The organism is Rhodobacteraceae bacterium IMCC1335 (genome assembly GCA_039640495.1).
Lineage (GTDB): Bacteria > Pseudomonadota > Alphaproteobacteria > Rhodobacterales > Rhodobacteraceae > Thalassovivens.
Genome location: CP046864.1, coordinates 457,733 through 481,668 on the forward strand (window position 1 = coordinate 457,733; position 23,936 = coordinate 481,668).

At 53.3% G+C, this 23,936-nt stretch carries 21 protein-coding genes and 1 pseudogene; 16 read left to right on the forward strand and 6 right to left on the reverse strand.

What is annotated here, in order from left to right; all coding sequences use genetic code 11:
- Positions 1-8 precede the first annotated feature (8 nt).
- From GN241_02205 to ugpC, 5 genes are all read left to right on the forward strand, one after another.
- Positions 9-1,262: an extracellular solute-binding protein gene (locus GN241_02205; protein ID XAT56271.1), complete on the forward strand. Its 1,254-nt coding sequence runs from the start codon at positions 9-11 to the stop codon at positions 1,260-1,262.
- Between the two features lie 199 nt (positions 1,263-1,461).
- Entirely contained in the window at positions 1,462-2,361 is a 900-nt protein-coding gene (locus tag GN241_02210) for an ABC transporter permease subunit (GenBank protein XAT56272.1), read from the forward strand.
- Positions 2,361-3,209: an ABC transporter permease subunit gene (locus tag GN241_02215; GenBank protein ID XAT56273.1), complete on the forward strand. Its 849-nt coding sequence runs from the start codon at positions 2,361-2,363 to the stop codon at positions 3,207-3,209. The genes GN241_02210 and GN241_02215 overlap by 1 nt, the downstream gene beginning before the upstream one ends.
- 4 nt (positions 3,210-3,213) lie before the next feature.
- Entirely contained in the window at positions 3,214-4,713 is a 1,500-nt protein-coding gene (gene argH, locus GN241_02220; protein XAT56274.1) for an argininosuccinate lyase, read from the forward strand.
- 2 nt (positions 4,714-4,715) lie between these two features.
- Positions 4,716-5,804 (forward strand): sn-glycerol-3-phosphate ABC transporter ATP-binding protein UgpC, encoded by a 1,089-nt coding sequence (ugpC, locus tag GN241_02225; GenBank protein XAT56275.1) that lies wholly within the window; start codon positions 4,716-4,718, stop codon positions 5,802-5,804.
- Between the two features lie 54 nt (positions 5,805-5,858).
- Here ugpC and GN241_02230 read toward each other — a convergent pair whose 3' ends face one another.
- The 4 genes and pseudogenes from GN241_02230 to GN241_02245 all read right to left on the reverse strand — a co-directional run bounded on the left by GN241_02230 (position 5,859) and on the right by GN241_02245 (position 9,408).
- Entirely contained in the window at positions 5,859-6,059 is a 201-nt protein-coding gene (locus GN241_02230) for a hypothetical protein (GenBank protein XAT56276.1), read from the reverse strand.
- A 1,110-nt stretch (positions 6,060-7,169) separates the two neighbouring features.
- Positions 7,170-7,286, reverse strand: a pseudogene (locus GN241_02235) (sugar ABC transporter ATP-binding protein).
- A complete protein-coding gene (locus GN241_02240) occupies positions 7,280-8,140 on the reverse strand; it encodes an ROK family protein (GenBank protein XAT56277.1) in 861 nt (286 codons plus the stop codon). The pseudogene GN241_02235 and the gene GN241_02240 overlap by 7 nt, the downstream one beginning before the upstream one ends.
- Before the next feature lie 152 nt (positions 8,141-8,292).
- Positions 8,293-9,408, reverse strand: a complete 1,116-nt coding sequence (locus GN241_02245; GenBank protein ID XAT56278.1) for an iron-containing alcohol dehydrogenase — start codon at positions 9,406-9,408, stop codon at positions 8,293-8,295.
- Between the two features lie 106 nt (positions 9,409-9,514).
- Here GN241_02245 and GN241_02250 point away from each other — a divergent pair, with 106 nt between their 5' ends.
- Both GN241_02250 and GN241_02255 read left to right on the forward strand, forming a co-directional pair.
- Positions 9,515-10,375, forward strand: coding sequence for a LysR family transcriptional regulator (locus GN241_02250; protein XAT56279.1), 861 nt, complete (start codon positions 9,515-9,517; stop codon positions 10,373-10,375).
- A gap of 518 nt (positions 10,376-10,893) precedes the next feature.
- Positions 10,894-11,217 (forward strand): hypothetical protein, encoded by a 324-nt coding sequence (locus GN241_02255; GenBank protein ID XAT56280.1) that lies wholly within the window; start codon positions 10,894-10,896, stop codon positions 11,215-11,217.
- A 1,132-nt stretch (positions 11,218-12,349) separates the two neighbouring features.
- On the opposite strand, the gene GN241_02260 is transcribed toward GN241_02255, so the two are convergent.
- On the reverse strand, positions 12,350-13,213 hold the full coding sequence (locus GN241_02260; GenBank protein ID XAT56281.1) for an EamA family transporter: 864 nt from the start codon (positions 13,211-13,213) through the stop codon (positions 12,350-12,352).
- 2 nt (positions 13,214-13,215) lie between these two features.
- Positions 13,216-13,491: a hypothetical protein gene (locus GN241_02265; GenBank protein XAT56282.1), complete on the reverse strand. Its 276-nt coding sequence runs from the start codon at positions 13,489-13,491 to the stop codon at positions 13,216-13,218.
- Positions 13,492-13,590: 99 nt separating this feature from the next.
- Between GN241_02265 and GN241_02270 the strand changes: the two genes are divergently transcribed.
- From GN241_02270 to GN241_02310, 9 genes are all read left to right on the forward strand, one after another.
- On the forward strand, positions 13,591-14,193 hold the full coding sequence (locus tag GN241_02270) for an aminoglycoside nucleotidyltransferase (GenBank protein XAT56283.1): 603 nt from the start codon (positions 13,591-13,593) through the stop codon (positions 14,191-14,193).
- A 115-nt stretch (positions 14,194-14,308) separates the two neighbouring features.
- Entirely contained in the window at positions 14,309-15,655 is a 1,347-nt protein-coding gene (locus GN241_02275) for an extracellular solute-binding protein (protein XAT56284.1), read from the forward strand.
- A gap of 105 nt (positions 15,656-15,760) precedes the next feature.
- Positions 15,761-17,056: an ABC transporter permease subunit gene (locus GN241_02280; GenBank protein XAT56285.1), complete on the forward strand. Its 1,296-nt coding sequence runs from the start codon at positions 15,761-15,763 to the stop codon at positions 17,054-17,056.
- The gene (locus tag GN241_02285; GenBank protein XAT56286.1) at positions 17,053-17,880 is read left to right on the forward strand and encodes an ABC transporter permease subunit; all 828 of its coding nucleotides are present in this window, start codon (positions 17,053-17,055) and stop codon (positions 17,878-17,880) included. Before GN241_02280 ends, GN241_02285 begins: the two co-directional genes overlap by 4 nt.
- Positions 17,880-18,923 (forward strand): ATP-binding cassette domain-containing protein, encoded by a 1,044-nt coding sequence (locus GN241_02290; protein ID XAT56287.1) that lies wholly within the window; start codon positions 17,880-17,882, stop codon positions 18,921-18,923. The genes GN241_02285 and GN241_02290 overlap by 1 nt, the downstream gene beginning before the upstream one ends.
- Complete coding sequence (locus GN241_02295; GenBank protein ID XAT56288.1) at positions 18,920-20,338, forward strand: hypothetical protein; 1,419 nt, start codon at positions 18,920-18,922, stop codon at positions 20,336-20,338. The genes GN241_02290 and GN241_02295 overlap by 4 nt, the downstream gene beginning before the upstream one ends.
- Positions 20,331-21,350, forward strand: a complete 1,020-nt coding sequence (locus tag GN241_02300) for a LacI family DNA-binding transcriptional regulator (protein ID XAT56289.1) — start codon at positions 20,331-20,333, stop codon at positions 21,348-21,350. The genes GN241_02295 and GN241_02300 overlap by 8 nt, the downstream gene beginning before the upstream one ends.
- The gene (locus tag GN241_02305; protein ID XAT56290.1) at positions 21,340-22,461 is read left to right on the forward strand and encodes an iron-containing alcohol dehydrogenase; all 1,122 of its coding nucleotides are present in this window, start codon (positions 21,340-21,342) and stop codon (positions 22,459-22,461) included. Before GN241_02300 ends, GN241_02305 begins: the two co-directional genes overlap by 11 nt.
- Positions 22,461-23,858: a phosphotransferase gene (locus GN241_02310; protein ID XAT56291.1), complete on the forward strand. Its 1,398-nt coding sequence runs from the start codon at positions 22,461-22,463 to the stop codon at positions 23,856-23,858. The genes GN241_02305 and GN241_02310 overlap by 1 nt, the downstream gene beginning before the upstream one ends.
- Positions 23,859-23,936 lie beyond the last annotated feature (78 nt).

Here is a 23,936-nt window from a genome sequence, read left to right on the forward strand (position 1 = left end):
AGAGTAAAATGAAAAAGTTGTTTAAGTCAGCGCTTGCCGCAACAATTGCCGGTACAGCGTTTCTGTGGGCCGGTATGGCGTCGGCAGTTGAAATCGAATACTGGCAGTACACATACCAAAGCCGCGTGGATGCGATTGACAAGCTGATTGCGAATTTTGAAGCGGCCAACCCGGATATCACCGTCAAGCAGACACATTTCCCATATGCTGATTACCGCAAGAAAGTGGCGATTGCTGTATCTGCGGGCGACGGTCCAGATGTCGTGCAGTTGTTTTATGGATGGTTGAACGATTACCGTGATTCAGGGCTGATTCAGCCGCTAGACAAGTCGGTTTTCTCTCATTCAGAGATTGAAAAGAACTTCTTCCCGATGGTTTCGTCAATGGAATCTGATGGCGAATATTGGGGATTGCCCACGGCTGTGCGATCGCTGGCACTGTTCTACAACACAGATTTGCTTGCAGAAGCCGGTCTTTCAGGTCCGCCAAAAACATTGGACGAGATGGTTGAATATGCAGCAAAGCTGACCAAAAAAGATGCTGATGGCAACTATCTGAATATTGGCTATGCGATTGATACGGACGGGCAGGATCACCATTGGTGGCGTGAAGTTCTGACACGCCTTTACGGCGGTCAGCCTTATTCTGATGATGGCACAAAAGTCGCCTATAATTCAGATGCAGGTGCAAAAGCGCTGGCCTTTCTTACGGACATGGAAACAACGCATAAAGTTGGTTCAAACGGCTTTATGAATCGCGGTCAGGACGCCTTCAAAGCCGGCAATGCCGGCATGATTATTGACGGATCCTTCCGTATTTCCAGCTTCGAACAGCAGGACGGGCTGAACTTTGCGATTGCAGAATTGCCGGGTCATAACGGGGCGCGCTACAACTTTTCCTCCTACTGGGTCAACGGCATTAGCTCCAAGGCCAAAGGCGAGAAACTGGCTGCTGCTAACAAGTTCATGCAGTACCTGACCTCTGACGAGGCGATGCAGGTCTGGCTGGACATAGTCGGCGAATTGCCAGCCAAGCCGTCGGTTGCACTGGTTGATGCGAACACATCACACCCGATGTATGGGCCGTTCATTCGTGGACTTTCCTATGCGACTGCAACCAACTTTATTTCAGAAAAGCCACAGCGTCAGGCGCTTATCGATGCCTATGACATGGTGGTTCTGAAAGGCATGACACCAGCAGAAGCCCTTGCAGAAGTTGCCGAAGACGAGCAGGAAGTGCTTGATGAATTCTACGATAACTAAGCCGGTACGCTAGTTGAATTGGCGTAAAAAGTGGGCAACACCAATTGGTAAATTCAGTGCGGTGTTGTCCATTTATTTAAGGCCTTCTCTGTTTCGCCCACACTTTCACATTCGAATTTCGGAATTCCTGAATATTTGAATTTCAGAATTTTGGCTTGAGAATTTTCGCGTTCCTCTCTTTATAGGTGTTATCTGGCTCATGTTTTTGGCATTCTGGAATAGGCTGACGATCAATCAGAAACTGGCTGTCACTGCATGGCTATTTTTGTTGGTTCCGATTGTGTTTTATACGACGATCAGGTTCTATCCGACCTTTGAGGCATTTTATGTATCGACCCTGAAATGGAACTTGCTGGGCGCCAAAAAATTCATTGGTCTTCGCAACTACGAGAAGATTTTGGGCGATGAGGATTTCTGGCTGGTTCTGTGGAATACCGTTAAATACGCGGCTATCGGCGTTCCCATCAGTCTGGTTGTGGCGTTTTTCATTTCCTACTGGCTGAACGAAATTACCTTCGGACATGACTGGATCAGGGCGCTGTATTTCATTCCGTTTTTGACCACTTCGGTGGCAATGGCGTGGGTATGGCGATGGTTTTATCAACCGATGCCGATTGGGTATTTCAACATCATGCTGTCATGGGTGGGCATCCCGCAGCAGCCGTTTCTAAAATCGATTGAACAAGCGCTGTACGCGATTATGGCCCCGGCTGTCTGGGCTGGTCTTGGCTTTCAGATCGTGATTTTCATTGCTGGTATCCGGGCCATTCCGAAAAGTTATTTTGAGGCGGCGGAGATTGATGGGGCCAGCCGTTGGCAAATCCTGCGTGAAATAACCCTTCCATCGCTCAAGCCAACGGTGATTTTCCTGACGATTGTTTCGACGATCGGATTTTTACGGATTTTCGATCAGGTCTACACCATGAGTGCGGATGGCGCCGGCGGTCCGTTGAACGCTACCAAGCCGCTTGTGCTGATGATTTATGAATATGCATTTGATGAATTCAAGCTTGGGTATGCGTCTGCGCTGACCGTAATCCTGTTCCTAATCTTGCTGACAGTAAGCGGATTGCAACTCTGGCTTATGCGGAAAAAATGATGACTGATAATACGGCTATAATCCAGCGGCTAGAACGCATGAGACCGGGACGTATCGTTCTTTGGACGCTATTGTTTCTTGGCGGAATTGTCATGATAACGCCGATTGTTTTCATGGCCTCTACCTCCTTCAAAACGGGCCAGGAAATCTATTCGCTCAGCATTATCCCGGATCAACCAAGTCTCGAAAACTATATCTACATACTGAATGAATCGAAATTTCTGCGGTGGATGCTGAACTCGCTCTGGGTGGCCACTTTCAGTACGGTATCAGTGCTGTTTTTCGATTCGTTGGTTGGCTATACGCTTGCCAAGTTTGAATTTCGGGGGCGTCAATTCGTCTTCATTGCGATCCTCAGCACGTTGATGATTCCGACCGAAATGCTGATTATTCCGTGGTATATGATGTCCCGCACATTCGGTTGGATTGATACATATTGGGGGATAGCCTTTCCCGGTTTGATGACGGGGTTTGGCACGTTTTTGATGCGGCAATTTTTCATGAATTTGCCCGACGAGATGATTGATGCTGCGCGCATTGATGGCTGGTCCGAATTTGCTATTTGGTGGCGCATAGCCATGCCGTTAGTGGTGCCTGCGTTGTCAGCCTTGGCTATTTTTCATTTTCTGGGGAACTGGACGGCGTTCATTTGGCCGTTGATTGTCAGTAACGATCCTGATATCTACACCATCCCGGTTGGGCTTGCATCTTTCAACGGAGAGTTTCAGCAGGATTGGGAAATCGTAATGACCGCGTCGTGTCTAGCGACAATTCCAACATTGTTGGTGTTTCTGCTTTTACAAAAATTCATCATTCGCGGCGTCATGCTTGCCGGATTAAAAGGGTAGCCGTATGGATCAGAACTTTGATAAGTTTCCTGCCGAGGTTTACGCGCGGTCCGTGCTTGCGCCGGACCTTGACATCTATCGCACATTTTTCTCGGATGCGTTGCATGATATCAACGTTGCGCACGGAATTATGCTTGCGAAACAGGGGCTATTATCTGCCAGTGAATGCGCTGACATTCTGGCCGCTCTGGATGAAATTCACCGCACTAAGCCGTGGGCAAATGTACCGTTTGATGGCAGCTTTGAAGATCTGTTTTTCCTCGTAGAGCAGGAATTAGGCACGATTGTTGGCGCCGAGGTTGCGGGTAAATTACATACCGGCAGGTCGCGCAATGACATTGAACACACGATGTTTCGGATGGAGCTTCGTCTGCGGCTATTGAATATGCTGGATGAATTTTCCGCGCTGGCAGAAAAGCTGATCCGCCGGGCTGAAAAAGGTAAGGACGAGGTGGTCCTGCTATACACGCACGGACAGCCGGCCCAGCCATCGGTTCTTGGGCATTATCTGGGTGCGGCGATTGAATTTGTTTTGCGCGACATGCGGCGTATCCTCAGCGCGCTGGGCGATATAGATTTGTGTCCGATGGGGGCTGCCGCCATTACAACGTCTGGATTTCCGTTGGATAGGGCCGAGATTGCTCGGCTGCTGGGCTTTTCCGATATTGTTGAAAATTCCTATGGGGCCATTGCCGGTGTCGACCATATCACCAGTTGCTACAGTTCGATCAGGCTGGGCTGTCTGCATCTTGGGCGCCTTGTGCAGGATTTGGTGACATGGACCGGTTTTGAGGTTCGCCAGATTGATGTTCCTGATGGATTTGTGCAGATATCGTCGATCATGCCGCAAAAGCGTAATCCGGTGCCGCTGGAGCATCTGCGTTTAAAGCTGTCGCTGGCGGCGGGCGGTGCGGAACAGATTGTGCAGACGATGCATAACACACCTTTTGCCGACATGAATGATTCCGAGCGCGAAACACAGGCTGCCGGTTTTGCCGTATTTGACAGGCTATCGCACGCGCTGCCTTTGCTTGGCGACTTCATCACTGCGATGGAGATCAACAGGGAGTCCGTCCAACGCCGGATCCAGCTTTCGATGGCAACGATTACCGAACTGGCCGACACGCTGGTCCGCGAAGAGGGCATCAGTTTTCGGGCGGCGCACGGGGTTGCGCACGCGCTATCAAAAAGCTCACTTGCCCAAGGGGTTCCCCTAGATCAGGTTGATTATCAGGATTTTGCAAATGCGTTTGAAACGGCGATTGGCAAACTTCCTACACTATCAAAAGACAAGCTGAAACAGGCGACAAGCGCTGCCTATTTTATTGAGATTCGTGATTTGCCCGGCGGACCGGGGGCAAAACCAATGGCTGCTTCTCTGGCTGGATACAGCGTGACATTGCAGACCTTGCAGAATGAGATCGAACGCCTTCGCTTGCAGATAGACAGGGCGAATGTTGATCGCACTGAACAGGCGCGCAAGCTGGCGGGCGGGAAGGAATAATCATGGCCGAGGTAAAAATTACCAAGCTGACCAAAAAGTTTGGAAATACAGTTGTGGTGCAGGATTTTGATCTGACCATCAAGAACAGTGAATTTGTGGTTTTCGTTGGGCCGTCAGGATGCGGTAAATCTACCACATTGCGTATGGTCGCGGGGCTGGAGGAAATCACCTCCGGCGATATCGTAATCGATGGCAAGCTGGTCAATAACGTCCACCCCAAAAGCCGTGATATTGCGATGGTGTTCCAGAGTTACGCGCTGTATCCTCATATGAACGTCTTTGATAATATCTCGTTTGGGTTGCGGGCTCAAAAGCTTGGCAAGCCGGAGATCGAGAAACGCACCAATGAGGCGGCGGCTATTCTGGGCCTTGAGGAGTTGCTGGCGCGGCGGCCGGGCGAGCTGTCGGGCGGGCAAAAACAGCGCGTTGCCATGGGCCGCGCCATCGTGCGCAAGCCAAAAGTGTTTTTGTTTGACGAGCCGTTATCGAACCTTGATGCCAAGTTGCGCCACAAAATGCGCGCCGAAATGAAGCTGCTGCATCAACAGGTGCAAACGACCACGATTTATGTGACGCATGATCAGGTTGAGGCAATGACGCTGGCCGACAGGATTGTGATTATGTGTAACGGGCGGATTGAGCAGGTCGGCACGCCGGATGAAGTTTATAAAACCCCAAAAACTCAATTTGTGGCTGGGTTTATTGGCTCGCCAGCGATGAATTTTGTGACCGGCATAGTCGAGGCTGCTGGACGCGGGACGGCGCTGAAAACGGATGATGGGTCTGTTATTGCGATGCCGAAATGTCTGGCCAAGGTGGGCAAGCGTGTGACGGTCGGTTTCCGGCCTGAACATATGCAACTGGCCAGCACTACAACCAAGCCGAAATCGGCTATTTCAGTGTCCGTCACCCCTTCGGTAATCGAACCAATGGGGCATGAAACGATCGTTACTTGCAATGCACCTTTTGGCGAGATAACCAGTAGAATTACCGAAGAAGTAAAGCTGCGCGTGGGCCGGGAATTGCAGTTTCATGTGGCGTCCGACAAGCTGCATTTCTTTGACGATAAAACTGGTAAACGTATGGAATAAAATGGGAAATATCATATGACGGCAAATACCGTATAATCATATGTATAATTAGGGCTAGTAGCCGCCGCCCTGACAGCTGGATAGCCACAGGCTGGCAACTGAAATGGCTGGAATAATCAGCCATAATTTACCAAGCCGCAATTTTATACCTCTCTCAGGTTGCGCGGTAAATTTCCGGCCGGATGCCTGATTATTTGTCTGATTAGGGAAAAGGCTGGGTTTTTGGGCATCATCCACAGCAAAGATATCGACCACGCCGATTGTATCTATCTAGTCATTTAGGGACATTGCTTCGGTCATATCCCGAGAAGCAAATACTTTGACGTCCATGATGTGATGCCTCGCTTTCTTCACCATTACAGACAGAATGTCGCACCCATTATGGTTGAGCCAGAATTTATTTTTGCAAAAGACTTTTCCCAGAGAAAGTGGCTAGAGACTAAAGTCGACATCTTCAAAGGTCGATGAGATTGGACTCTTCGAACTTGCAGACAAAGGACGGCATTGAGGTTTATGATCATACTTTGCTCACCCTAGCAGAAGCTAATACAGTATTTTTGGAGAGAGGGTATTATAAATCTGCCAAAAATATTCCTAGAGCGGCCGTGAACTAGTTCAGGAATATGTTCAGCATGACCTTGAAATAGGCAAACATTTTATCACCCGTCCCTCTTTGGGAACTCTCCTAAAACAACATTCTTGATATATTTCTCTGCACAGCTAGTTATTTTCGACGCTTGACCACACTTTCTAAATTTCTGGTTGGCAAATCTTCTGCTCTTAGCTCCTCGATAGTTTCACTATCCACAACTTCATTTACTCTAATACCTGCTATATCGGTTAACCCACTGTCTTGCGCAGTTGGGTTCTGCTGCTTTGCATCCAAAACAAGCAAATGCTCGTGTGGCGTTCTTTACACAGGCTTCGTAGCCATAGGATATCTAGCCAAACTCTGCGTTCTCTTGCGCGCCACTTTTTGAACTTGACGCTCCAACACACGCCGAATCTGCCTCCTTGAAACAGGCAGTTTGTTCTCCAATGGTACGGACACTGTTAGCGTGTTTTGTTCTTGTGAAACACTGTGTTTAACCGACACACGTCTGATGGGTGGTTCAGCAAACAATTCAGCAGGTTCAGTCCACCAAGCTCAAAAATCTCTTTTGTGAACATTACCGAAGTCAGCGCAGAGTTCAGCATACTTGCCATTTCCCAAACTTTCACAGGTTTTTCTGAAGCCATCATGGTGGCGCAGGGGCACTGTCAGAGAAAACTACTTGAGATCGGATGAGCGACTTTATAGCGTTTTCTAATGATAAAACATTCTCCATTTCTCTACTTTAAAACCAGCCCTAAAGTCATCCGACTTGCAGTCTCAGCAACGCCGAGCGCGGCCGTTAGTTCGTTAAGGAGAATCAATTTGTTCGCCCAATGTGTCGCGCGAGCAATCGCTATACCTTGATGTTGACCACCAGACATTACGCGGCGCCTTCCCAATCAGGTGCGCGGAGTTCAGGAAGTGAAATATCAACACCAGCCAAGCCGTCAGCAAAGAGCGTATGATGCAAATGAGACAGCCCAAGAGCCGCGCCACCAATCAAGGCGGCATGTTTACCAAGTTTACTTGTTTCGATGCGTAGAGGGCGCGGAAAACATAATGCTAGGGCCGTTTGTATTTCCATAAGCAGCTCTGATCGATGCCCAATTGAACCGCCAAGCACAACGATATCTGGGTCCGTAATGGCAGCAAGCGTGGCAATGCCACGCGCAACAAGCCGCGCAGTATCGCGCAACACTTGTTTCGCATTTTCATCACCTTCATTCGCCTTGTTGAAGATTTCTGGAACGCCCAGACTTTTGCCAGACAAGGCCATATATCGTGTTTTTAGTGCAATTGATCCCGCTTCGCGCTCGAACGCGCCAACCCGAAGTGACTCAGGATCAAACGGGTCCGCGCCAAACGCCACGTAGCCCAATTCGCCGGCAGCTCCAGCAGCACCCCTAATTAATTGGCCATTCAGAATTAGACCAGCACCGATCCCAGTTCCCATTGCGATAAAGGCTAGATTATCGCAATCAATCCCGGATCCAGCCCACTGTTCGCCAAGGGCTGCGAGATTTACATCATTTTCAAGAACAACATCACAGCCAAGCTCAACGCTTACACTGGAGTGGAAATCAATCGTGTCGATGCCCGGAATATTAGGTGCCATTTGCACCGATCCATCGGCGGGGTCGTGTACACCCGGCACACCGATTACAGCAAAGCGCACACTATCTTTTACAACACCAGCTTTCCGTGCCGCAGCCGCACAAAGGCGTCCTATCTGCGTAATGATGCTTGCTCCACCGAAGGAGTTTGTCGGCTCAACACTTTCCGCAACGACACGGCAATTGAGATCAACAAGGTTTTAACAAAAAAATTCATTTCCTTCTCCCAAATTGTAAATAAGTTGTAGTCTTCTAATCATGCTCGATTTGTAAGGCTTTTTTATACCATGCCTCTTTCTCGTGCTGCCTCCATAAGTTTGTCCTTTAATCCAACGAAATTCTTACCACGATCACCCTTAAAGGCTTCGTCGATTATATCTTGAAAACTTGAAGGAGATATTTGGTGATCTGCAAATCGATGTCCTACTCCCACATCCTTCAAGAAAGTAGTGAGGTCATCAGTACCTTTGGCTAAATCTTCGCCAAAAATCTGCTTAAGGCTATTTTCACGAAATCCACCGATGCCAATTACAGATTGCAAAACAGAGGGTAATGTAAATGAGCACGCGATCCCATGTTGTATTCCCCAACCAAGTGTTAAGGGGTAAGACATGTTATGGGCTATAGCCGTTTTTGTATTAGAAAATGCTAAACCCGCATTTAAAGAAGCTTCCGCAATATTCGTACGTAACTCCAAATCGTCTAGGTTGTCCAAAAGCGTTGGTAAATCACGCAATATGCTTTTTGCTGCTTCAACTGCAAATCTTGCCGAAACAGGATTGGCATTAATGTTCCAGATGCTTTCTAATGAATGCGATAAAGCATCAAGTGCTGTTACAAGAGTAAGATCGCGAGGCTTTTTCAGTGTTAATGTCGGATCGATCAGCGCTTTTTCCGGATAAAGCTCTTTATCTGCCAAAGAAAACTTCTGCTGAGTTTCACTGCTCCACAACGTGGCCCAACAAGTCACTTCACTACCAGTACCAGCAGTTGTTGGAACTGCAATAAGAGGGATGGTGTTCAGCGTACCATCACAATCATTCATTTGGAGTATGTTAAGGACTTTATTAAAATCGCCATCGGACGCCGCGAATACTTTTGCAGAATCAATCACCGAGCCTCCTCCAAGCGCAACAATCACCTCTGGTTTTTTTGCCAGTTTCTTAAATCGCTTTGATTGTTCGGTAAGAAGACTTGTATCTGGATTGGGGGCAACATCCTTTATTGTCAAAAGGGCATCGCCTGCTTTCGCGCTGATTTCAGCTGCAATGTCAGCAAAGAACTTGTCTGGATAGGTTATTAAGGCATAACTGCGACCGGCGATTAATTCTGGCAGCAAGGCAAACGCTCCATTACCAAATATCATTTCTACCGGGTTTTGATAAGTCCACATAATAATCTTCCTTGGTCAATCCGATAGTAGGATCGAATTAAGAAGACTATTGCTTAAGCTAATCTATATTTCAAATTGATTAATTTAATAATTTATATATAAAAAATCTATGCTTTACACTGAGTTGCGATCATTTCATGCTGTAGCACTAAACGGGGGTTTTTCATCTGCCGCTAGAGCTTTAAACATCAGCCAGCCAACACTTTCTATGCAAGTAAAGGCCTTGGAGAGTTTCTATGAAGTGGAACTATTCTGGCGCGTTGGGCGGCAAAGCCGATTAACGCCTGCAGGCCAGAATCTATTCAAAAAAACGTTGCAGCTAATACAAAATGAGTCAGAAGCAAAAGATTTATTAAATTCATTCAAGGGTTTGGAATCTGGCTCTTTGAGGATTGCAGCAGTTGGGCCTTTTCATGCCACGGATATGGTTGCTGCTTTTAAAGCTCAACACCCATCCATTGATTTGAGTATTCAATTAGGAAACTCTCAACGCAGTTTTGAACGTTTAATTGATTATGAATCTGACGTGGGAATAATAGCAGAAGTGAAGGCAGATTCTAATGTCATAACAATACCATATAGCTCTCACGATGTCGTGGCTTTTGTAAATTCCGACCACTGTTTTTTTGAGAAAGATAGCATTTCAATCAGGGAACTAGAAAATCAAAAAGTTATACAACGAGAACTCGGGTCAACCACTCGGAATGCGATTGAACATGCTTTGTTAGAACACCAAATTTCAATGCATGCGGTGCTTGAAATTGGTAGTAGAGAGGGGATTTGGAAAGCAGTAGAACAAGGTATTGGAATTGGGTTTGTTGCCGATTTTGAATTTATTCCCCATTCGAATCTACGTGCAATACCTATTCATGACGTAAAAATTTGCACTCAATATTTTTTGGCGTATTTAAAAGAACGAAAAGACTCCAAGTTAATAAATGCATTTTGTGACATTGCACTGTCAAAATAAACCACCTTGTTGAGGCGATCCTAGGTAACTAGCTATTTGGCTAGGCATGCGAATTTCGTTCCGCTATTTCAAAACCAGCCCTGAGATCATCCAGCTTTCGGTGGTGTTTTATGTGAGATTTCCACTCTCTTTGAGAAATGTGGAGGACCTGCCTCATGAGCGTGGAGTAGATGTAAGCTATGAATCTGTCCGCTACTGGTGGCACAGGTTTGGCTCTCAATTTGCAAGCGAAATTAAAAAGCGAAGAGCAGGGGGCATGCGTAGACGTCAAATGAATAATCATGCTTGGGCTCGTTATTCTGACAGCACCTCAGCAACGATTTAGATCGCAAATTTACGACGGCTAAGTCTTCTGGCTGAGTTATAAACACCTGTCATGGCCTGCTAGAAGTCCGGCGAGCGGCTATGCAGCTAGTTATTATATTTGTCAGGGTAGTAGTTGAGGAGATGGCTGGGCAATTGAATTTTTGGCTCATTTTTTGCTCACCAAGAAGATAAAGCAATAAAGGATCGAAAAAATGTCAGACTCCCTAATAAGCGCAGATTTAACTATTGAAGGTGACATTAAAAGTGATGGAAACTTGACTGTCGATGGAAGAGTAGTCGGGAATGTCAGCTGCATAAATGTGACCATAAATTCGGGTGGTTTTATTCAAGGAAACATACAAGCGCATCATCTTGTCAGCCTTGGAAGTATTTCAGGAGAGATTCACGCCAAAAGTGTTGATCTGAAAGAAGGCTCGACAACTAAGACTAATTTGGAAAGCGCCAATCTGCAAGTCAGCTCTGGGGCCGTGCTCCAAGGGAAGGTAAATATCAGCGGAGCATCGACTCAACCCTGAAGGGCATAAAAAATATACCTCAAATGAAAGATTTTTGAGGCTTTTTCAGCTGGAGACGAGCAGGGCAATACCGCCAAACATCATTTTCATTATGGCCGGCGAACATGCTTCCAAAGCCATCAGTGCTTACGGTTACGGTATAAATCAGATGCCGAATATCGATCGCTTCGCACACCAAGGCATGGGATTAAATCATTGCTGTGTGACAAACGCCATCTGAATGCCGGGTAGAGCTGCGTTTGTAACTGGAATGTACAATCACGAAAATTGCATAACGAGACTAAACACACAGATACCGTTCTAACAGAGTGGCGCTCTCTTATGGCTTAGTAGAATGCACGCTCTCAAGGCTTTTGATGCTTGAGCCGATTTGTCTAACAGCACCGCCACAAACCATTTGCGAACTCAAGACGAGGCCCTAGCGTGGGCCTTTTTTCTTTTTGGTTCAAAGGGGTTTAGCTGAGCCATCCGACTTTCGGAGACTGGCGTTTTGGCCGAAATCGGTCTCCGAACGCCCCGCGTCTCTATTCACCCGCCCTTCACTTAAATCGAGACGCATTCAAAAATGCGCGTTATTTCAGGTGCTTGCCCAAAATGAATTGCGCCGCAGTTGAGGTTGGTTCGACCGCTATCGAAATGGTCAGAGACACCTGAAGGCGGCGTGGTTGTGCGGAGTGGTGCGAAGGCTTGAGTGGGTTAGGCAGTACCCTGAACGGGCGGCGACGTCGCTGGGACAGCGGTCACCGGATCCGAGACCTCTCATTCGCTGCAGTCTGCAGCGACCACCGAGATGCGGACAAACCCGACCTTGCCGTCCACATGGTCAACGGCTGCTTCTTGAATAAGATTCGCGCTTCAAAAAAGAATGCTTTCGGTGGATTTCTGGCTTTCGTTGAAAGCTCAAGTGGAGGTGACTCAAACGGCAAGCCGGCATTCCGGTGTTTTCGAAACCGCGCCTTTCTCAGCGTTGTAGCAGAGCCGCTCTCGGTCATTCGTGTTGATGTCGCGAATTCAATGGGCACCTGCCTTCGATCACCACGGATGATGTTGGCAGCTGTGGCACATTTTCGAGAGTTCAGTCGGGAATGCGGAGTATGTGTTTGCTCAACTCGGTGCAGTTGCCGCACTGATTTCAAAGCGGCACAATGCAAATGATCCCGAGTGCAATCATACTGGCCCAGCCGAGGCGCTTTGGAATTTGGGTTTCGTGCAGCGCGACTGCGGCCAGAATGACCGAGATTGGTATCGACACCTGACGCACTGCACTGACGGCGGCGGCTTCTGCGCCTTTTTGAAACGCGAAAAGGATCATCGCATAGGAAAGGTATGAGATCGTGCCTGCGAGAAGTATTCTGACCGGCGCCTGCTTCCAGCCCTCAAGCGTTGCGCGCAAGGCGGGCGCCAGTCCGGCGTTTTCGCGACACCAGAGGGCGAAGAGTAAGCCGGACACAATGATATAGACGTAAAACAGAAACAGGGCTGGCTGGACGTCCTGCATCGCGATGGAATCGGTTAATGTGTAAGCGGCGGAACCCAGCATCGCTAGCACGGTCAAGATCAGGGCACGGCGATCCATGGCGAAACCGCGCGCGGGCTTTTGGATCATCAGGCTTCCGACAATCACCAGTGCGATGCCGAGGATCGCCATCCAAGAGTAGGTTTGATCCAGAAACAGGAAGCTGAAGACAACGATGGCCGCAGGCGATGAGCGCACGATCGGGTAATATGCCGAAAGATCCCCTCGGCGGAGCGCCGAAAGCGTTCCATAGTAATAAATCACCAGCCCGAGCGCAGAGAGCGCAACCAATCCCCAAGTCTCGTCTGGAAGCGAAAGGTCATGACCCTCGATCTGGCTGTGGATCAATGCGAGAAAAATCCAGCAGATCGCAACCCCGATATATGCGGCAATTGGATACAGAACCCCCTTCAGCGCCACATCGCGCAACGGATGTAGCGCTGCTGACAAAAGCACCAATGTGATCCAGCCGATCTCCAACGCTAGCTTGCCGCCAGGGATCTGCTGTGAAGGAGTGCATCAAAATGCACGCGGGTGATGCGGAGACCATGGCCGTAGTTGGCCTGCCGGATAGTCGCGCCTGAGGTTAGCGCGCGCGCAAATACGTTCCTGTTCTGTAGCTTGATGCCGCCGACGAAAGCGACCCCGATATCGAACGGCGGTTGGTGCTTGAGGCCATGCACAGGCTTTTCGCCCGCCTGGGCGCGCTGTGATTTCAGCCATGCCAACCTGTCGCGGCGCAGGACAATGGATTTCAATGTGCCCCCCGTTTATCATCTTCCCGGCTGCAATGGCTGCGGTTCAACTCAACAAGACTAAGGCCGGATTTTTCCTGCCGCAAGGAATTTCAGTGAACGTTGCTTTGGAGGACCGCTAGGATTGTCTATGCTTGGCGAACCGCTTGGGGCAAACAAAGCTGGGCACGAAGTTTGAGAGGGCTCACATTGGACGCCGCATCCGTCATCAGCTTCTGGCAGGCCGCGCGCGCGAAAGGCTTGGACATCTGTATTGATGGGGGCTGGGCCGTTGATGCGCTTCTGGGTCGTCAGACCCGGCCACACAACGATCTCGACATCGCCCTGCCCGCAGACCAGGTGCCGGAATTAATGGCACTGCTCACCGCTGACGGGTTTCACATAGTGGATCGCCCGGACAGTTGGGCGCATAATTTTGTGCTGGAGGACGACACCGGCAGGTGTATCGACGTGCATTCCTACATTCTGAATGACGACGAAACCAGCGCAGGCGGCGTGCCTTACGAGGCGCAGCACCTGAGGGGCGAGGGGCGTATTCAGGGGCATCTGATTCGCTGTGTTCCGCCCGAATGGCTGGTTCAATTTCACACCGGCTATGAAATTAACGATAAGGATTGGCACGATGTCCGGCTGTTATGCCAACATTTTAACATAGACATTCCAGACATTTACGACAGGTTTTTGAAGTCTACCTCTGGCGGTTGAACCACGCGACATTAAAAACATTCGGCGTGGTGCGAATGAACGTCTTCCCAGATCAACCCGAATCTGCTAGCTTGTTGCACACATGTGCAGCTAATAGCCATCTAGGGAGGTTGAAATGAAAACCATATCACACAGTATCGCACTTGCTGGCGCCATGTCGGTGCTTGCTGGCGTCGCGAGCGCAGAAGATATCAACATTACAGTTTGGGCCGGTGGCTCGAACGACGGGGACAGTTATCGCATCGAAGCGATCGAAATTGCCGCCGACATTCTGGAACGCGAAGCTGCGATCCTTGGGCAAGAGCTGAACATCACAGTCGATGGCCGACGTGACTTCACCGGCTGGGACGAATTCAAGCAGGGCGTGACACTGGGCGCTGAAGCAGGCACCGCGCCAAGTATTGTCGTGACCTCGCACCTGGACATCACTCCGTGGAGCCAGGCTGGCTATATCGTCGCAGTAGAAGACTACGTAGACCTCGACGCCTGGCCGCTGAGCAACGTTTATCCGAACCTGATGGAGATCGCCGCATCCGGTGGCACCCAGTGGGGTGTTCCGCAGGACGCCGAGTCGCGTCCGTTCTTCTTCTGGCGCGATACGCTGACCCAGATCGGGTATAGCGAAGACGACATCGACGCTCTGCCCGGCAAGGTTGCCAGTGGCGAGTACACGCTGGCCAACGTTCTAGAAGACGCCAAGAAGGCGGTCGATATGGGCGCTGTGGAAGAAGGCTATGGCTTTTATCCGCGCGTCTCCAACGGCCCGGACTATGCGCAGTTCTATCAGTCCTTTGGCGGTGAGTTGATGGATGCAGACAGCGGCAAGCTGGTGCTCGACAAAGCTGCGATGACTGAATTCTATCAGTTCTTTGTCGATGCCGTTGCCGCAGGGGTGACCCGCAAGAACCACATCGGGACCGAGTGGGACCAGTGGTACAACGAGGTCGCCAACGGTCGTGCAGCTTTCTGGCATGGCGGCACCTGGCACTTCGGGCGCTATGCGCGTGAAGGCAACGACGACTTCTGGAACACGATCCAGTTTTCGCTGATCCCATCGGGTAATGACGCTGGACGTGCGAACACGATCACCCATCCTCTGGTTTATCTGGTGATGAACCAGGAAGATGAGCGGATCGAAGAAGTTGCGGCACAGCTGATTGCAATCGCAACCGAGCCGCGCCTGAACACGCTGCACGCGATCAAGTCGAACCACCTGGCGGTGGCGCAGGCACAGGAAGGTGTTGACCTGTATCGTGGCAACCGCTGGGCATCCGAGGCGACCGAGGTTTTGCTTGGGTCTGCCAATGCACAGCCCAACCACCTGCAGTATGGCGCTTTCTCGGAAGCGATGTTCCGTGGGTTGGAAGCAGCCTGGACCGGCGTGCAAACTCCGGAAGAAGCCGTGGCCGAGGTCGAGACGCAGATGCGTGCCACCATTGGCGACGACCTGATCGTTCGCTGATCTAAACCCATCGGGCAAGGCGCAAACCTGCGCCTTGCCCAACAAGGCCTGCCATTCGACACGCGCCTGCCAAACCACTCCACCTAATCCAGGGGACCAAGCGACATGACCTCTCGTGCTTTGGGGATCGGCTTTCTTGCACCTGCACTGATTGCCGTGTTCATCTTCTTCCTGCTGCCGGTCTTGCTGACTGTGGTGTTCGCGTTCACCAATATGTCGACCTCGACCGGGATCATGGGTGGGGACTACCGGATCAATACCGACCAGCTGCGCAGCCTACCCGAGGCCGGGATCAGCGCGCCATCGGTCGAGAAACTTGAATCCGCCGGGTTTCAGATCACCGAGGCGGGTCTGACTGCACTGGCCGACCAATTCAGCGACGATGCAGCGGACGAGCTGCGCGACGATCATATGGACGCGACTTTCGGCTCGCGCCGCGAGCTAGAGCGCTTGCTAAAAGACCTCGACGACCCGATCCGCCGCACCCGCGACCGCAAAGCCGCCGCCGATCTGTTCGCGGTCACCATCGTCGGCGAACGCTATCCCGACGAGGTCGCATTTCGCGAAGCTCTGACCTCAACCGGGATCGACGCTGCTGACCATGATGCCCTGACCGGTGTCGCCTATACAGGCTGGGGTTGGACGAACGACAACTTCAAACTGCTGCTCGAATTGCCATCGACACTGCGATTTGCTTTGAACACGGCGTTTTACGTCGTCTGCACGCTGGCGTTCAACATCCTGTTCGGTCTGTTCCTGGCAATCTCGACCTTTTATCTGCCGGGCAAACTGGCCAATACATTCCGCGCGATCTGGTTCCTGCCGCGCATCCTGCCGCCGGTCCTCTATGTGCTGATGTGGAATTGGTTCACCTGGGACACCGGCTTTCTTTCGACCGTGACCGGCTGGTTCGGAGTGCCGCCGCAGAACTGGATGATGCAGACAACCGGGCACGCCTGGACGGTGGTGGTCCTGATCAACGGATTTGTCGGAGCCTCGCTGGGCATGATCCTGTTTTCCTCGGCGATCAAGGCGATCCCGACTTCGATGCTATATGCGTCGGAAGTGGACGGCGCGAACCGCTGGCAGCAGGTGCGCCATATCATCCTGCCGCAAATGCGCTGGCCGATCCTGTTCATGACCTCGTACCAAACACTCAGCCTGCTGACCTCGTTCGAGTACATCCTGCTGGCCACCGATGGTGGACCGGGGCGCGGAACCGAAGTCTGGGCGCTCGCGGCCTTCCACACCGCGCTCAATAACTACGGCGGCAACCTGCAGTACGGGCTGGGCGCGGCTTATGCACTGGTGCTGGTGTTCATCGGCATCGCGCTGTCGGCCCTCTACCTGCGGCTGTTCAACTTCAAAGACTTGTTGGCCAAGCCGAGGATCGAGCAATGACCGGCAATTCGCGCATCTGGCATCTGGTCGCGATCCTCGCGGTATTCTCGACCCCGCTGGTCATTATGTATGTCTTTCAGGTCATCGAAAGCATCGCCCGCCCGGATGCCGGTTCACTTTGGCCGGGCAAAATCGATGTCTCTAACTGGCGCTTCCTTTGGGAGCGGATAGACCCCGGGCGTCCGTCGATCTGGGAGGTCACCTTCAACACCTTCCTGTTCGCCACGGCGACTGCAATCGGCGTTACCGGACTGTCGACCACGGCGGGCTATGCGCTGTCGCGGCTGAACATGCCCGGGCGGCCTTACTTCCTGGGTGGCCTGATCATCCTGCACGCGTTCCCGACGATCACCCTGATCATCGCGATCTTTATCATCCTGCAATTCATGGGCCTGTTCGACAGCCTTCTGGGCATCATTCTGGTCAAAGCCTCGCTGGAACTGCCCTTCGGCGTCTGGATCATGAAAGGCTTCTACGACACCGTCCCGTGGGAGATCGAGATGGCGGGCGTACAAGACGGCGCGTCCCGTTTTCGCGTCTGGTGGGAGTTGGTGCTGCCACAGGTGAAACCGGGGCTGGCCGCATTGCTGATCATCTCGTTTCTGTCGGGCTGGTCCGAGTTTGTGCTGCCATTGGTGCTGGCACCGGGGTCAAGCACGCAGGTGCTGGCCACCTACATGAACGCGGTTATCCAAGACGACACCACAGCTGACTTTGGCCTCTTTAAAGCGATCGGTATGTTTTATTCGATCCCGGTCATCGTTGTGTACCTGCTGTTTCAGAAACAGCTCATGAATATTTATGGCGGAGGCACGAAGGGCTGATGGAACTCAGGCTAGACAATTTCACCAAAAGCTTTGGCGACGTCACGGTTATCAAGGACATGGATCTGACCGTGAACAGCGGCGAGATGATGGCCCTGCTCGGCCCATCGGGGTGCGGCAAGTCGACAACGCTGTTCGCGATCTGCGGCATCCACAAGATGTCGGGCGGGACGCTTCATTTCGGCGACAATGACGTCACCTCGGTGCCGGCGCAGCAGCGCTCGGTCGGGGTCGTGTTCCAGAATTATGCGCTCTACCCACATATGACCGTGGAACAGAACATCGGCTTTCCGCTGAAAGTGCAGAAGCTCGCCAAGGCCGAGATCAAGAAGGAGGTCGCCCGGCTGGCCGAGCTGGTCCAGATCGGTGAGTTGCTGGCCCGTCGCCCGGCGCAACTGTCCGGTGGCCAGCAACAGCGCGTCGCGCTCGCCCGCGCAATGATCCGCAAGCCAGAAGTTCTGCTGCTGGACGAACCGCTGGCGAACCTCGACGCGAAACTGCGGTTGGAAATGCGATCGGAAATCCGGCGCATCCAGCGAGAGACGGGCATCACCGCGATCCTCGTGACCCATGATCAGGTCGAGGCGATGTCGATGTGCGACCGCATTGCCCTGATGCGGGACGGCAAGATTGTCCAGTTGGACACGCCCGAGCAGATGTACGCCAACCCGCAGTCGCAATTCGTCGCCGGGTTCTTGGGCAACCCGCCGATTTCGTTCCTATCGGCTGAGGCTGGTGAAGCCCTGACGTTGGGCGGCAAACAAACGCTCGCCCGCCCTGCTGGTCTGGACGCAGTGGGCGACATGGTTCTGGGCATCCGGCCGGAACACTTCGGCCCTCAACACGGGTCCGGGCTGAAGGGAGAGATCATCTTTGTCGAACCGCAGGGCCGCGAAGAACTGGTCGATGTGCGGCTGGACGTCGGCGGCGATATCCGCGCGATCCTGCCGACCGGAGAACCGTTCAAGATCGGCCAGAGGGTGAACTGGGGCGTCGCCACCGACCGCATCCTCGCCTTCGCGCCCGACGGACAACGGTTGTGACCAGCCAGCCGATCCCACCACGCCCCTATTCCATAGCGCATCGCGGCGCCTCGGCCTATGCGCCCGCCAACACGCTGGCCGCCTTCCGCAAGGCCGCCGATCTGGGTGCGGATATGTGGGAAGTCGACATTCGCGCCACAGCTGACGGGCAACCCGTGGTGCATCACGATGCGACGCTCGCCGATGGCGCGAAACTGGCCGAGATGACCCGCGATGAGTTGCGCACCGCCATGCCCGACTGCCCTGACCTGACCGAAGTTGTTGCGCTGGCAGCAGAGCTTGGCGCAGGCATTTACGCGGACATCAAGGACGCCGACGCGGCGCTGGCGACGCTGCACCTGTTACAGGATGCGAAAATCGAACCGGTCATCATCGGTGCCTTCAGCCCCGAGATTGTGCAGACCCTGAAGGACGCAGGCAGCACTTATCCGGTCGCCGGGCTGGTGCCGATGGGGGCCGACCTGCATGAGCACGCGCCGGACGCCGATATCATCCATCTGTGCTGGGAGCATTTGCCGCGGCCGCAAGACACGCTGACCCCGGCCCTGTTCGACCGCGCTTTCGCTGACGGCAAAGGGGTGGTTCTTTGGCACGAAGAAGACCCGGATCGCATGGCCGCGATTCGCACCAAACCGGTCACTGGCATCTGTTCGGACATGCCAGAACTGGTGAACCCGTTTCGCGCGCCCGCCAATCAGCCTTTCGAGATTGTCTGCCATCGCGGCGCAAACCGGATCGCGCCGGAAAACACGCTGCCCGCGCTGGAATGCGCGCTGGCTGGTGGGTTCGATTTCATCGAGGTCGATCTGCACATCACCACGGACGGAGAGATCGTGGTGATCCACGACCCGACGTTGGACCGCACCACCAACGGCACCGGCCCGGTCTGCGACCGCTCGTTGGCTGAACTGCGCGACCTGGACGCCGGGGCGTGGTTCGATCCGCATTTCGCGGGCACGAAGATCCCGATCCTCAACGAGGTCTTGGCTCTGCTGCAACGCTATCACGGGCGTGCCTACCTCGAATTCAAATCTGCCCCCCCGGGGCCGGTTCTGGCCAAGGTGATCGAGGCTGGCCTGCTGGATCGCGTGTTCTTCTGGTCGTTCAACCGCGATTATCTGCTTGAGTTGCGTGATCTCAGCGCCGACGCTCAGATAATGTCGCGACGGCAGGATTATCCGACGCTGGCCGACAGCATCGCTGATTTCGATGCCGACTTGATCGAGTTTCTTCCCGGCGACAATCCAGCCGAAATCGCCAGCCTGCGAGGCAGCAAGATCCGTTCGATGATCGCGTATATGAAAAGTGATCCGGAGGTGTTCGGCCAGATGCTGGCCATGCGCCCTAACCGGTTCAACCTAAATCATCCGTTTGAATTCGCCCGTTTTGTGCGATCCCAGCTTCGAGATGGCTAAAGCCTTCAATCGCAAACCGACGTCGTTTGACGTCGCAGAACTGGCGGGCGTATCACGCTCAGCGGTGTCCCGTGCTTTCACGCCAGGCGCGCATATTTCGACAGAAACCCGCAAGAAGGTTGAACGAGCCGCGTCAGAATTGGGCTATCGCGTCAATTCTCTGGCACGGGGATTGCAGCAAAAGCACTCCGGTATTGTCGGCATCGTCTGCTCACTGCTCGACACGCCCCTGAGGTCACGGCAGGTGCGATTGTTGAGCGAGGCGCTGATCCGTCAAAACCTGAAACCTATGCTGATCACCGCCGAGACGCCCGATGACCTTGCACGCCTGATCGAATCCCTGCTGGGTTACAGTGTTGCAGGCATCATCGTGACCGATGGTTCTCCACCCCGCGCTCTGATCGAGGAATGCCGCGTTTTCGGACTTCCGGTCGTCATGGTGAACCGGGCCGGTGCTTCAAACTGGGGGGACCGCGTGATTGCCAACAACGAGGAAAGCGGCGCGCTGGCGGTTGACCTTCTGGTGAAATGCGGCGCGACCCGACTGGGCTGCCTGATGCCGCGGAACCGAACCTATTCGGTGTCCGGCCGGGCAGATGCATTCGTCGCCGAGGCGAAAGCCCAGAACCTTCTTTGCGTGGAAATTCTGGCGACGGACCAAACCTACGACGACTCGCGATCATCCATTGCGCGCTTTGGCCGGGCCGATTTGAAAAGTATAGACGGGCTGTTCTGCGCAACCGACCTGATGGCGATTGGCGCGTTGGACGGTTTACGGACCGATCTCGGGCTGAATGTGCCGAAGGACATCCAGGTTCTGGGCTACGACGACATCGAACAGGCCGCCTGGGTGGCATACAACTTGTCGACCATCCGCCAGAACATCGAAGCCCAGGCCGAAGCGGTGATACGGCTTTTGAGTGATCGCCTGTTGGACAGTTCGCTTCCGATCCGCGTGCATAATCAGGAACTGACCCCCGTGCTGAGAGGGACCACCCGACATGACTCATAGCTGGAGTTATCACAACCCCGTAGATGTAAGGTTTGGCGGTGATGCGATAGCAACCCTGGCTGAATGCATCGGCACCGCGCGTTATGCTCTGGTGACCTATGACGAACCGTCTTTTGCAGGTCTGACGGGGCAACTGGCCAAGGCGGCGCATGCGCCCGCGATCACCGTCAATGACGTGCTTCCCAATCCCGATTGCAGCAACTTGAAAGCACAGATAGACCGGTTTTGGGGCCTACAAGGCGCCATGGACCTGATCGTAGCAATCGGCGGCGGATCGGTCATCGACACGGCGAAAGTGCTTGCCGCCGGACGGTACGGATTTGACGCGCTCATGACCCAAGTTCGCGCGGGCGTGGTTTCCGGCGACCTGTCACCACCCCCGTTGATCGCCGTGCCCACCACGGCGGGTACTGGCAGCGAAGTCACTTGCTGGGCCACGATCTGGGACGAGGCGGAGGGTGCGAAATATTCGCTAGCCCATGTTGATTTCTATCCTCGCACCGCCGTTGTCGATCCAGCACTCACGCTTGGCAAATCCCGTGAACTGACACGAACCACCGGGCTTGACGCCCTGTCCCATGCCCTGGAAAGCATCTGGAACAAGAACGCCAACCCGGTGTCGGCACGCCATGCGGTTTTTGCGGCACGAACGATCCTTCGAGATTTGCCCAAGCTGCTATCATCCCCCGATGACTTGCCCTTACGCACCAGCATGGCCGAGGCTGCGCTTAGCGCTGGATTGGCATTCTCGAACACAAAAACCGCGATTGCCCATAACATCAGCTATCCCGTCACGCTGCGCTATGGCGTGGCGCATGGCATTGCCTGCTCGTTCACCCTGCCGACGATCCTGAGATCACTGCCGCCACTGTGCGGATTCCGTGACACGGCCCTTGACGAGTTATTCGGGCAAGAGAGAAATGCGGGCGCCGATCAACTCGCCGCCGCGTTGCGCGGCATGGGGGTTGGCCTCAGCTTCAAGGACTACGGCGTTGATCGACCCGAAGCGGAAGCCATCATCGAAGATGCATTCCTTGGCCAACGCGGCAAGAATTTCATCGGCACCAAGTGCGCCCTGTTCGCGGCAGCACAGGGCGACGGATTGATCTGATGGAGCAGGACGCCGGCATCGCCATGCGTCAGAGCGGCAGGATCACGCCCGATCAGATGCAGTCCCATATCGAACATCAATTCGAGGTGCCACCCGGCACAACGGTGATCGAGATCGACTTCGACTATGCACCCGTAACGCCTGTTGGCAGTTCGTTTTCGAACGAAGTCAGCCTCAGTCTCTATGATCCTTTCACGGGACGCGGCGCGCGGCACAACAATCCCGATCATCACATCGTTCTGAAAGACATGGGGGCCTCCAAAGGCTACGTCCCCGGCCCCCTGCATCCCGGCACATGGACAGTCAGCATCGACGTTCACCGCATCATGCCACCGAGCAGCGTCGACTACCGCCTTTCGATCCGAACCGACAGCGCGCCGCAAACCGCACCCGCCCTCCCTTTCGTCCCAGCAGCCTGCAACCCGCGCGGGCCAGGTTGGTATCGCGGCGATCTGCATGGGCATTCGCTCCATTCCGATGCCCCTTGGGACGTCCTCGACTTCGTGGATTACGCGCGGCAACAGAACCTCGATTTCGCAACTCTGACAGACCACAACACCCCCTCGGGCATCGCGGAATGCCAGTCACTCGCCGATGACGATCTGCTGGTCATGGGTGGCACCGAGCTGACGACATTCTGGGGCCATTGCCTGACGATTGGAGAGCATGACTTTGTTGATTGGCGTGTCAGCAAGGATCGCACCATAGGATCCATCGCCGCGGAAGAGATCGACAAAGGTAAGCTATTCATCATCGCGCACCCCACCCATGTGGGCTTCCCCTATTGTTCGGGCTGCGACTGGAAATACCCTGAAGTGATGCCGGGTGTTGCGAAAGTGGTCGAGGTCTGGAACGGCGATTGGTCGGGCATAGCGAACAACGATGCGGCTCTGTCGCTTTACTACGGCTGGCTCTCCCTCGGCCACCGGCTAGTGGCGACCGCGGGCAGTGACATCCACGCTCCCTTCGAGAAGGATCAGCGCCCCGGTTACAACGTGGTGCAGGCCGAGGCACTTTCACAAGATGCCATCTGTGCCGCCATTCAAGCCGGTCGGCTTTATCTCAGTTCCGGCCCGAAGCTTGGTGTGACGCATCCAGACAGCGAAAACACAACGCTCATGGGACAGGAACTGGCGATTAAACCAACCCGCTTGTTGGTCGAGTGGCACGCTTGCCCGGAGGACGCAATTGTCCTGCTCAAACGTCCCACGGATGATCCCGGTTCTGCGGTCAGGTCTGATGTGATAGCGCACGGCGCGCGCGGTAGGGCCCTGGTGCCATTTAAACCAAAGCCGGATTATGATTGGGCGGCTATCGAAGTACGTGATGGATCAGGCGCACTGCATTGCTTGGCAAACCCTGTTTTCTTCCAAGGCAACGTAGATCGCACGCGCTGACTTCTCGGGTGTCGCCATGGCAAGACTGCGGGAAACCTCTGATGATTGAATAGAGGTCAATTCCAAGTTCAGTGCGGC

Bases quoted from the DNA above. Each gene is read 5' to 3' on its own strand.
- GN241_02290 (XAT56287.1), top strand. From the start codon at position 17,880: ATGGAACTCAGGCTAGACAATTTCACCAAAAGCTTTGGCGACGTCACG.
- argH (XAT56274.1), top strand. From the start codon at position 3,214: ATGGATCAGAACTTTGATAAGTTTCCTGCCGAGGTTTACGCGCGGTCC.
- GN241_02280 (XAT56285.1), top strand. From the start codon at position 15,761: ATGACCTCTCGTGCTTTGGGGATCGGCTTTCTTGCACCTGCACTGATT.
- GN241_02275 (XAT56284.1), top strand. From the start codon at position 14,309: ATGAAAACCATATCACACAGTATCGCACTTGCTGGCGCCATGTCGGTG.
- GN241_02300 (XAT56289.1), top strand. From the start codon at position 20,331: ATGGCTAAAGCCTTCAATCGCAAACCGACGTCGTTTGACGTCGCAGAA.
- GN241_02210 (XAT56272.1), top strand. From the start codon at position 1,462: ATGTTTTTGGCATTCTGGAATAGGCTGACGATCAATCAGAAACTGGCT.
- GN241_02285 (XAT56286.1), top strand. From the start codon at position 17,053: ATGACCGGCAATTCGCGCATCTGGCATCTGGTCGCGATCCTCGCGGTA.
- ugpC (XAT56275.1), top strand. From the start codon at position 4,716: ATGGCCGAGGTAAAAATTACCAAGCTGACCAAAAAGTTTGGAAATACA.
- GN241_02205 (XAT56271.1), top strand. From the start codon at position 9: ATGAAAAAGTTGTTTAAGTCAGCGCTTGCCGCAACAATTGCCGGTACA.
- GN241_02310 (XAT56291.1), top strand. From the start codon at position 22,461: ATGGAGCAGGACGCCGGCATCGCCATGCGTCAGAGCGGCAGGATCACG.
- GN241_02255 (XAT56280.1), top strand. From the start codon at position 10,894: ATGTCAGACTCCCTAATAAGCGCAGATTTAACTATTGAAGGTGACATT.
- GN241_02305 (XAT56290.1), top strand. From the start codon at position 21,340: ATGACTCATAGCTGGAGTTATCACAACCCCGTAGATGTAAGGTTTGGC.
- GN241_02250 (XAT56279.1), top strand. From the start codon at position 9,515: ATGCTTTACACTGAGTTGCGATCATTTCATGCTGTAGCACTAAACGGG.
- GN241_02215 (XAT56273.1), top strand. From the start codon at position 2,361: ATGACTGATAATACGGCTATAATCCAGCGGCTAGAACGCATGAGACCG.